The following is a 9984-nucleotide window of genomic DNA, read 5'->3' on the forward strand; positions in this document are numbered from 1 at the left end:
CTTACATCGGCGCCGCCGCCGAAAGGCGACTACCCCTTCGCTGCGGCCCGAGCCAAGCCGAGATCACTGTATATTGGGCCGAACTCTTGGTCAGTAAGCGGGCCATTCTCAGGCGCACCGCGAGGCGCAACTTTGATGGCCCAGTAGACCAAAAGTATAGCAGGCTGACGGAATAATAGGTCTGTTGGGGCGCGTTCTCTAATACGGTCCGCCAGAAAGGCTTTGTCATGAAGAAACTGCTTTAGGTTTTCCTCGAAGCCCTCCTTCGCCCACTGGCCAAAGTGATCAATCAGCAACGTATCCAGCGGCGACGGCTGAGGCTCCAACCCCGTAAATGAGCGGTACAAGCGGTCGACAGCTGCTGATACCAGGCGACTTGGAGCCAGTGCCGCATCCAACCATTCCCTTACCCTCATGAAGTAGTCGTCCGTGGCCTCCATCAGGGCCATGCTCTTAGCGGCCGAACGCTTCACTTCAGGCGAGGCTTGGACGCTAGGCTTGTATATCGTGTCGTGCGTTAGTTCGCTGTAGGCGTGCTGGAGTAACGTGCGGACCTGAATCTCGCAGGGTTTACCGGCCTCGACGATCACATCATCAAATGTCAACTCCTCCTTTGACCGAACTATGTAGTGAACTGACTGATAGTCGAATTCGTACGGCCGCTGCCTTCGCTCCTCTTCGTAGTCCCGCGCGAGGACGGCTGTCCAATTCGGGCATCTCTTGATTACCCTCTCTACAACCTTGATGTCGGACGAGACCAAGACGACGACACGCAAACCGACCTTGTCTTCGATATCGTTGTAGGGATCCGCATAGGGTTTTCCCCGCCTGAAAGCTTTGGTCAAGAGCGACGACTCGTCTTTTGTCCGTGGCCTGATCGGGATACGGAGGAAAAGCTCGACAGCCGTTGGTTTAATTTCCTCGGCGATGGCATCAGTCAATGTCGCCGAGACAAAATTTCCCCAAGCAGCATACATCGGGCGCTCGGCGCGCCACCGCTCGAGTAGCTTGGTTTCGCGGTCCGTCATTGCTCGCCCGTTAAGCGCTCACGGATGATAACCCGCGTCCAGCTATTGCTATCGCCGAGGATCCCGTCAGCTGGAATTGGCTCCATATGCACCTTGGTCTTCAGTGCCTCGGGTGAAGCGGAGAGCTCAATGTCTCCGCCAAACTTTAGCCGACGCCTGCGAAGTCGACTGCCCATCTGCGACGTGTCTCTCACGACTGCATTCGGCGTGAACTTCCTGTTGGTCATGAAATCGGCATATGGGTCTTGGAGTTCTGCCGGAAAAAATCGACTGCCAAACTGGTCAGCGGTGAACGTCGGATCTTGTTCGTCCCGAACGAACACATAGAGGCTATCGACCATATCACGCTTCTTCTCGGGCTGCAGGTCTGAGCCACGAATGAACTCCTTTGTCAGATCGAAGAACCTCATGGTCTCGTAGGGACCGTCGCTGGGCAACGCGCAGCCAAGAAAGCCATCGTAGAAATACGTTGCTGCGGCCTCTCGATTGCCGGCGGAGATGTTGCTATCGAAAATGAAGGCGCGCCGGCCCTCGGGCTTCGGTTTTGTCGTGTCATCAAATGCCATCACGCCAATCTTATAAAGACGTGTTGCAGGTGTGAGAAAGATATTGTTCAGGAACTCGATTATGGCAATTGCGCCCGCAAGAGAACGCCGGAAGCCTTGTTGGATTTCCGCCTTGATCACGCCGATAAACGGAACCGACACTGCGCCCACCGTCCCGTTGAACACAATGACCATGCCGCCCGGTATACGCCGGGCCAGCTGTGACTCAGCAAGCTTGGTGGCCAATTCCTTGGAGCCTAGTAGGAACGCTGCGTCGTCGGAACCGATGAGTCCTTCTGCACATTCCAAGAAGCTGCCGGCACCAACCTTCACAATCCGCATCTGCAGGCTTTGGGTCTGACCCGACAATGCATCGGTCATCCGAAGTCGAAAGGCGCCCATAGCCTCAGCGCTCAGGGATTCCAGATTATTGGAATACGCCGGTGGCTGAATAGATCTGTCGTCGTTGCGGCGAAAAACCTCGTGAACCGCAACGCGGTGAACCTTTAGATTTTCAAATAACATAGCTGTCCCGTCTGTCCTATAGTGCAACTACGTGAACGTATGCTGGCTGGGTAAAGAATTCTCTCACGTCAAAGCGGTGGAAGGAATATCCGCCGAAAGTCGCGCCAAGGAGAGCTTTCCGATCTCTGCCCACGCAGGCGATGGGTCCGGCGGAACAAGTCGTCCTCCCGAGGTCGGATTGCACGTTCAAGGTGGCGAGCCTGCTTGGCTCCGCGACGATCCCCAATTCGCGCCCCGACGCCACACACAAGAATTCCACGGAGAAAAGAACTGCCGTAGCATCCTCTCGGTGACGAACTCGCGTGAATATCCTTCACTCTCGTGACCAGGCCAGGGGGGCTGCAAACGCTGGCGCGGTATTGTCGGCGTCTCCTGTGTTTCTTCCACGAATGGTTCGCGCTGTCCCGTCATAGCCTCTCCAGTTCTATTACGAGGCTCCGGCATAGCCTTTCGTAAGCTGCGGCCCCCCGGGGCAAGGGTGTGATCCCGCGGCGATGCCGAGAGCCTGGCTCCGATAGCTTAGGATCGATTCGAACTGTGGATCACGATAAGAGAGAGAGAGTCATTGCGCCATTCGATGCGATCTCACTGTCGTCGGCGACGTGTTGCGGATGACACTGCATCAGTCGTGCCAAGGGAGAACCCTCCTTAATTACAACGAGGTCCGCCGGAACCGCTCTGTCGGGTGTCCAACATTTCGTTGCACTTCGCACAATGCTGCTCAGCATGCTTTCATGCTCATGCTGTACTGTGTATGCGAGCTAAACCTGCAGGCGCGCCGACGCCAAATTGCTTTGTGGGCGCGCGTTCGGGTTCGACCTGCAGGAGAGGAAGCGTTCCCAACCTTGGGCGCGCAGTTCGCATGCTGGACAGGCCCCGCATCCGAAGCCCCAGGCGTGAGCGTGCTCGCGGTCGCCATTGTAGCAGGTGTGGGTTTCCTCACGGATGAGCTTGACCAGCGTCTCGTTTCCTAGCCGCTCGGCCAGCGCCCAGGTCTGCGCCTTGTCGATCCACATCAACGGAGTATGGATGACAAAGCGCTTCTCCATCCCAAGATTCAGAGCGACTTGCATCGCTTTGATCGTGTCGTCTCGGCAATCGGGGTAGCCCGAGTAATCCGTCTCGCAGACGCCAGCTACCAAATGCCTTACGCCTCGGCGATAAGCGACGGCGGCCGCGAACGTCAAGAAGAGAAGGTTGCGCCCAGGCACGAAGGTGTTCGGGAGCCCATTCTCCTGCATCGCGATTTCGACACTGTGGGTGAGCGCCGTTTCGCTCAAATTTGCGAGCACCGCTATATCGACGAGGTGATCCTCGCCCAGTCGAGCACTCCAACCCGCAAAGTCCCTCCGCAATTGCTCGAGCACGCGCGGGCGGACGTCTAATTCGACCCGATGACGCTGCCTGTAATCAAAGCCGATCGTCTCGACGCGCGCGAATGTCTCAAGCGCCCAGGCCAAACAGGTGGTTGAATCCTGGCCGCCGGAGAAGAGAACGAGCGCAGACTCGGAATCTTGTTGCATCGTCTCACCCTTCATATTCAGCCCAGCATTGCGGCGTCTCCCAAACTATTACCGACGCAATTTGCGGCAGGACGGGTTTTAATCGGTCCCAGATCCAGATCGCGATATTTTCGGCGGTCGGATTTGTTAGACCCTCGATCTCATTGAGGCAGTGATGGTCAAGGCGCTGCAAAAGGGGCGCGAAAGCAGCCTCGATGTCGAAGAAATCCACGACAAAACCCGTGTCCGGATCAACTGTGCCTGCGAGACGGAGGTCCACCCGGTATGAGTGGCCATGCATTCGATGGCAGCGATGGGATTCGGGTACCCGGGGAAGGCGGTGAGCTGCCTCAAAGGTGAAGGCTTGCGTGATTTTCATGGAATTCCCAAGAGCTTGTGGGTTTGAAGGGTGAGCTGCCAGCGTGGATTAGCAAGGCAATAGGCGACCGCGGCCGCGGTGTTCGCGTCGCGTTCAGGTCCATCCATCGGTTGGAGCAGCAGGTGGTCGAATGCCAGGCCTTCGAAGCACTCTGGCTCGGCATTCAGCTGAGGATAAACAAGCTTAAGTTCGTCCCCGGCCCTAACCGCGAGTGGAGCACCGGCCTTAGGACTGACACACAGCCAGTCGATCCCAGCCGGCGGATGGATGGTGCCGTTGGTCTCTACAGCAATTTCAAAACCTGCGGCGTGCAGTGCCTGGATCAGCTCTTCATCAACCTGCAGAAGGGGTTCCCCTCCGGTAAGGACGACAAGGCCCTCCCTTCCCACCGACCCGCGCCAGGCCCGTTCAACGGCGGATGCAAGCCCCTGTGCGGTCGCAAAGCGTCCGCCCGCAGAGCCCTTCGTACCAACGAAATCGGTATCGCAGAATCTGCAGATTGCCGTAGCGCGGTCGGCTTCCCGGCCAGACCACAGGTTACATCCCGCGAAGCGACAAAATACGGCGGCCCGCCCCGCATTACGTCCCTCACCTTGCAGCGTATAGAAGATCTCCTTGACGGCGTATGACATCGCTAAGCTACCTTCGATTGAGCGGGTGACGTACCTGCCACGCCTGGGGCGAGAATGCCGTCGGAACGCGCGTTCTGGACAGCGCTCTCGCTTCCATCCCCGAAGACTCGCTCACCCCGAGCAGGAAGCTAACGTCAGAGGGCGGCAGCCGAGCGGAGGCTTCTCGCTCTTGGTAGAATGTCATCGTATGAATCACCTGAACCGCATGTCCTTATCTGAATCGTTTCGGGATGATGCTCCAGCTCGAAATGTCGGCCTGCTTCATCCCGGATCTTCTGCAGGCCGGGCCTGTATGGTGTCCATGGCCTTCGTAGTCCAGCGAGATGTGCACGATAGATCCCAGCGGCACCCTTTTGGCCTTGGCGAGGCAATCCTTTGGGAAGCGTTGATGGTCGCGAGCGTTGGCAAGACAATGGCCGGTCAGTCCGTGTCGGTGATGCCGCTGTCCTTCTGTAGAATAATCTTTTCGCCCTCCGCGAGGCCAGCAACGATCTCTGCGTGGGTTTGGTTCACCAGCCCCACACGCACGCGGCGTGACTCGGTCGCGCCGTCTCCTTTCTCGACCTTCGCGTAGTACAAACCTTGCGGATCTGGGCCGACGAGCGCACCCCTCGGGGCAAGCAACACATTATCAACCGCGCTCACCGTAATCGTCACCTCGGCGGTCATCATCGGCAGAAGCTTCCCGTCCGTGTTGGGTGCCTCGAAAACCACATTGTAACAGACCGCCTGCGGCCCCCCCGAGCAGCCGCTGCCAGGAGGTCCCCGGTTCGTCAGGAGAGTTGATGGCGCTGGCTCTACTTCCATCACCACGCTAGCTCGGTTCGTCTTTCTGTCTCCGGCGGTGGTGAAATGCACCGGCTGCCCCACCTTGACGCGCGCGACATCTGCTTCGGAAACTTGCACTCGCGCCCTCATCACATCGGTCTGCCCGATGACAGCAATCACCCGCGAGGTCTGCGGCTGTTCCCCTTTGGGCTCGAGAGCGATCACCCGTCCGTCTATCGGGGCTGTGATCTGTGTAGAGTCGAGATCCTTTTGGGCCTTTGCGACCCCGGCAGCCGCTTCTTCGACCTTTGCTGTCGATTCCTCGAGCTTGGCGCTGGCAATCCCGGCGGCGACTTCGGCATCCTGAAGAGCCGCGCTCGAAACGACTTGGCTCGCAGAGAGTTGGCGCTGACGCCCGAGGGCACGCTCGGCCCGATCGAGCTCGAACTGCGCCAAGCGTTGGGCCGCCTGCTTCTGGGAAAGCAAAGCCCTCGCCACGCGCATTCGGTTCTGCTGCTCGAAAGAATCCATTTCCGCAATAAGATCACCTGCGTGAACGCTGTCCCGCAAGCTGACGTGAAACTTCATCAATTGGGCCGAGACGCGCGTATCGATTTGAACAAGCGATGAGGGTTCCAGAATGCCGATAGCAGATACGGTGTCCGCCAGCGAGCCCCGCTTTACAATAGCGGCCGGTGCCAAACTGGACGATTGCCTGCTTGGCGCTGAAGCGACCCAAACAGCTGCGCCAACAGCACAAGCGCAAAGCCCAAGGAGGAAAACACATCGTCTCATGATCTCATACCAGTCGCTGATTTTGGCTGCTAGAATTCCGAGGAAAGCTTGGGAGCCGGACCGGGCCGGCAGTCGGTCGGTTGCTTCCTTATTTCCTCGTACTCCCACCCATTTTGGATCGTGGTCATTTCGTCGGGCTCTTTTGGCGGCAGCGACGAATCTCTATTATCCTTCTGATCCGACCCTTCGGCTTCTGATGCCGAGGTGTGCCTACGCGTCCGCGTCTGCAGAACAGTCCGACGATCAAGCGACTGCAGCAGCACGGCGACGCTCGCCGCCAGCAGGGCGAGCACTGCCCCGACCAGCGGCAAATTGGCGTAGGAAACGCCCCAGGAGAGCGCCACGCCGCCGATCCACGCGCCGCCGGCATTGCCGAGGTTGAAGGCGCCCTGGTTCAGCGTGGCGGCGAGGTTCGGTCCTTCGGAAGCCGCATCGACGACACGGATCTGCAGCGGCGGCACGACGACGAAGATGAGCAGGCCCCACAGGAAAACGATGCCGGCGGCAACGCTGGCGATCGCGCCGAACTGCATGAAGGCGACCAACAGCAGGGCCATCAACAGCAAGGTGGCGATCACCGTCGGCATCGGTTTCCACTCGGCCAGCCTGCCGCCGATGATGTTGCCGATAGTCATGCCGGCGCCGAACAGCAGAAGCACCCAGGTGACCGCCGCGGTCGACAGGCCCGATACTTCGGTGAGGTAGGGTTTGATGTAGGTGAAGACGGCGAGTAGGCTGGCTGAGGTCAGCGCCGCGATCAGCATCGCCAGCCAGACCTGCAGCTTGCCGAGCACGCGGACTTCGGCGCGTAGGCCGCCGCCGCTCGGTTCCGTGACGTCGGACGGCACCAGCCAGGCGATGGCCGCGACCGAGATCAGGCCGATGCCGGCCACGGCCAGGAAGGTGGCCCGCCAGCCAAAGGCTTCGCCAAGCGCCGTTCCAGCGGGAACGCCGAGGATATTGGCCAGCGTCAGGCCGGCGAACATCAGCGCGATGGCGCTGGCGCGCTTGTTGCGTGGCACCAGGTTTGCGGCGACGACCGAGCCGATGCCGAAGAAGGCGCCGTGGCCGAAAGCGGTGAAGACGCGCGCGGCCATCAGCAGCCAGTAATTGAGCGCGATGGCGCAGAAGAGGTTGCCGACGACGAACAGGGCTGCAAGTCCGACCAGCACAGGCTTGCGTGGCAAATGCGCGGTAGCCATGCCGACGATTGGCGCGCCGAAGACGACGCCCAGCGCATAGCCGGCGACCAGCAGGCCGGCGGCGGGAATGGTTACGCCGAGAGCGGCGGCGATCTCCGGCAGCAGGCCCATGATGACGAATTCGGTGGTGCCGATGCAGAAGGACGCAATGGCAAGCGCAAGGATCGGAATGGGCATGAGAGGTCCAGACTCGCTCGGGGACATTCGCTGGAGAGCCACGCATGCATCGTTCCAAACGAGAGGTCGTGCTGAATCAAGACGATGCGGTCGATCCAGTGACGTCGGATGTCCGACATGTGAGACATCGGACCCAATGCCGCGGGTCATACCCGAGAGGAGGCTTTCCGGTTGAGGTGCCGAGCTGGTGCCGTTGTGGTGCCGACCAGCTCGAACCCTCATCGTTGCGACTAAGCCGCTGGAACCCGAACGGGAAGCCCCGCTATGATTGACCCATCTGCCGCGACCCTGCGACAAAGCATTCCACCAAGTCGCGCAAGAACGGCGAGACGGCAGCTAGTTCGCATCGGAATTTGGTACAGGTCACGGATGGCAACACGCTAACCGGCGCGTCCCGGCAGGCGGCGCTCGGACGGTCAGTCGAGTTGCCGGCCGACAAATGGGCCGTTCAGACACGTTTCGATCATCTTTCCGGTTGTGCTTGACCCAAATCAAGGCTTGTCCGTTCACGGCATGCTCTCGTCACCCGGATCGAAGGAGAATGCTATGGCGGCGGAAAGCTTTCTGGTGGTCGTTGGAGTTTACATGACAATGATGGGCTTGTCGGCTTTGGCAATCTCGTCATTCAGCTCGCAAGCCGTAGCTGTCCCATCGAACCGGCGCCGCGCCGCCACCATGGTGGGTTTAGCCGAGCCAAAATCCTGAAGCATCGAATATGAGGTGGCGGCCGGTGACCAACGGGATCATGAGCGCAGGGCCGGCTTCGTTCTGGTCCTGCAACGGCTGGCCTGCGACGTAGGGATGTTGTTTCAAGGTTGTGTGCCAGATCGTGAGAAAATCCACACCCTTGGTCCACGCTGCATTGCACTCCCGGACAAGCTTCGAGACGATATCGGCCATGTGTCACCTGTTGATTGGTTTTTTATAAGAATGGTGTGAACGCACGGGGCGGCATTGACCTGGATCAGGTCGCACCGAAATTTTTGGTCTTGAGAGGCAAATGTGGAACCTGGTCATCAGAAACGCAGTCGGGCCATTTCGCTGGTTAAAAGGTGTTCGCTTCGACCTGAACCGCGCGGGCATTGCCCAAAGATGACGGGCTTCGACATCATCGTTGTGGGGGCCGGTCCGGTTGGTCTGGCGTTTGCTGCGTCGCTCGGCGCAAGTAATCTCAAGGTCGCATTGATCGAACGCCGGTCGGTGGCAGATCTGGGGCAGCCCGCCTTCGACGGACGTGAGATTGCACTCACGCACGCTTCGGTCAAAATTCTACGCGACCTGGGCGCATGGGATGCCATTCCCTATTCGGAAAAATCGCCCCTGCTTGGTGCTCGGGTACTCAATGGATCGAATCCGTTCGCGCTGAGCTTCGATGCGCCTGCGGGATGCGAGAAACCACTGGCGATTCTCGTGCCCAACCATTGGATTCGCAGCGCCCTGTTCGGCGTTGTCCGTACACTGGAGCATGTAAGTATATTCGCTGGTTCCAATGTCGTCGCCGCCCAAGTCAAAGACGGTGGCGCGACGGTTAACCTCTCAGATGGTCGACAGCTCCAAGGCCGACTTTTGGTGGCGGCGGATTCACGCCTCTCTCGGCTGCGCGAAATGCTGGGCATTGCCGCCAACGTCAACCGGCTTGGTTGCTCGATGCTGATCTGCCGTGTACGGCATGAACTGCACCACCAGCGGATCGCGACGGAATGGTTTGATGACAAGCAGACGATCGCGATGCTGCCGCTTGCGACAGGCGTGTCGTCATTGCTTGTGACACTTCCCGCAAACGAGGTTTCCCGGCTCGTGCTGATGAACGATGCTGCATTCGTCGCGGAGATGAACCAGCGCTGTGGAGGACGGCTGGGTAAAATGTCGCTCGCCAGCAGCCGCCATGCCTATTCCCTCGTCACGACGTGGGCAGACAGGTTCTGGATGCCGCGGGCCGCTCTCATCGGGGATGCGGCCGTCGGCATGCATCCTGTCACAGCGCATGGCTTCAACATCGGGCTTGGCGGCCAGCATCGACTCGCGAATGGAATTCTGGAGGCTTGGCGCAAAGGCACCGATATCGCCGACCCAACCTTGCTTCGTCGATATGAAACCCGGCTAAGACTGAGCGCCGCGCCGCTTTACCACGCCACCAACATGCTGGTTAAGCTTTACACAGACGAGCGCCCGCTGGCGCAGGTCGCAAGGCATGTTGGCCTTCGGCTCGGTCAAAATCTGCCATTCGTCCGACGCGGAATTTCTGCCGTGCTGAGGCGTTAGACTAGCGCGGCAGGACGGTCGTTCCCATCAGCGCCTCGTCGATCGAGCGTGCGGCCTGGCGGCCTTCGCGGATCGCCCAGACGACCAGCGACTGGCCGCGGCGCACATCGCCCGCCGCGTAGAGCCGGTCGACGCTGGTCCTGTAGTCGCGGTCGTTGGCCTCGACATT

The 9984-nt window shown here is 59.4% G+C and carries 9 protein-coding genes and 1 pseudogene; 1 reads left to right on the forward strand and 9 read right to left on the reverse strand.

Going from position 1 to position 9984, the window contains the following annotated elements; genetic code table 11:
* Positions 1-29: 29 nt before the first annotated feature.
* The 8 genes from O7A60_RS26505 to O7A60_RS26540 all read right to left on the reverse strand — a co-directional run bounded on the left by O7A60_RS26505 (position 30) and on the right by O7A60_RS26540 (position 8453).
* Positions 30-1028 carry a GTP pyrophosphokinase gene (locus tag O7A60_RS26505; protein ID WP_337108696.1) on the reverse strand — a complete coding sequence of 333 codons (999 nt, stop codon included), beginning with the start codon at positions 1026-1028 and terminating at the stop codon, positions 30-32.
* Entirely contained in the window at positions 1025-2098 is a 1074-nt protein-coding gene (locus tag O7A60_RS26510; RefSeq protein ID WP_337108697.1) for a nucleoid-associated protein, read from the reverse strand. Before O7A60_RS26510 ends, O7A60_RS26505 begins: the two co-directional genes overlap by 4 nt.
* A gap of 761 nt (positions 2099-2859) precedes the next feature.
* A complete protein-coding gene (queC, locus tag O7A60_RS26515) occupies positions 2860-3621 on the reverse strand; it encodes a 7-cyano-7-deazaguanine synthase QueC (RefSeq protein WP_337108698.1) in 762 nt (253 codons plus the stop codon).
* 4 nt (positions 3622-3625) lie between these two features.
* Complete coding sequence (gene queD, locus O7A60_RS26520; RefSeq protein ID WP_032936461.1) at positions 3626-3979, reverse strand: 6-carboxytetrahydropterin synthase QueD; 354 nt, start codon at positions 3977-3979, stop codon at positions 3626-3628.
* Positions 3976-4611 carry a 7-carboxy-7-deazaguanine synthase gene (gene queE, locus O7A60_RS26525; protein WP_337108699.1) on the reverse strand — a complete coding sequence of 212 codons (636 nt, stop codon included), beginning with the start codon at positions 4609-4611 and terminating at the stop codon, positions 3976-3978. The genes queD and queE overlap by 4 nt, the downstream gene beginning before the upstream one ends.
* Before the next feature lie 420 nt (positions 4612-5031).
* On the reverse strand, positions 5032-6081 hold the full coding sequence (locus O7A60_RS26530; RefSeq protein ID WP_337108700.1) for an efflux RND transporter periplasmic adaptor subunit: 1050 nt from the start codon (positions 6079-6081) through the stop codon (positions 5032-5034).
* A gap of 122 nt (positions 6082-6203) precedes the next feature.
* Positions 6204-7553, reverse strand: coding sequence for an MFS transporter (locus tag O7A60_RS26535; RefSeq protein ID WP_337108701.1), 1350 nt, complete (start codon positions 7551-7553; stop codon positions 6204-6206).
* A gap of 684 nt (positions 7554-8237) precedes the next feature.
* A complete protein-coding gene (locus tag O7A60_RS26540; RefSeq protein ID WP_027146768.1) occupies positions 8238-8453 on the reverse strand; it encodes a hypothetical protein in 216 nt (71 codons plus the stop codon).
* A gap of 192 nt (positions 8454-8645) precedes the next feature.
* On the opposite strand from O7A60_RS26540, the gene ubiM reads away from it, so the two are divergent.
* Positions 8646-9815, forward strand: coding sequence for a 5-demethoxyubiquinol-8 5-hydroxylase UbiM (gene ubiM / locus O7A60_RS26545; RefSeq protein ID WP_337108702.1), 1170 nt, complete (start codon positions 8646-8648; stop codon positions 9813-9815).
* Between the two features lies 1 nt (position 9816).
* On the opposite strand, the pseudogene gltD reads toward ubiM, so the two are convergent.
* A pseudogene (gene gltD, locus O7A60_RS26550) lies at positions 9817-9984 on the reverse strand (glutamate synthase); the annotation flags it as partial.

The organism is Mesorhizobium salmacidum (SeqCode) (assembly GCF_037179605.1).
Classification (GTDB): Bacteria; Pseudomonadota; Alphaproteobacteria; order Rhizobiales; family Rhizobiaceae; genus Mesorhizobium; species Mesorhizobium salmacidum.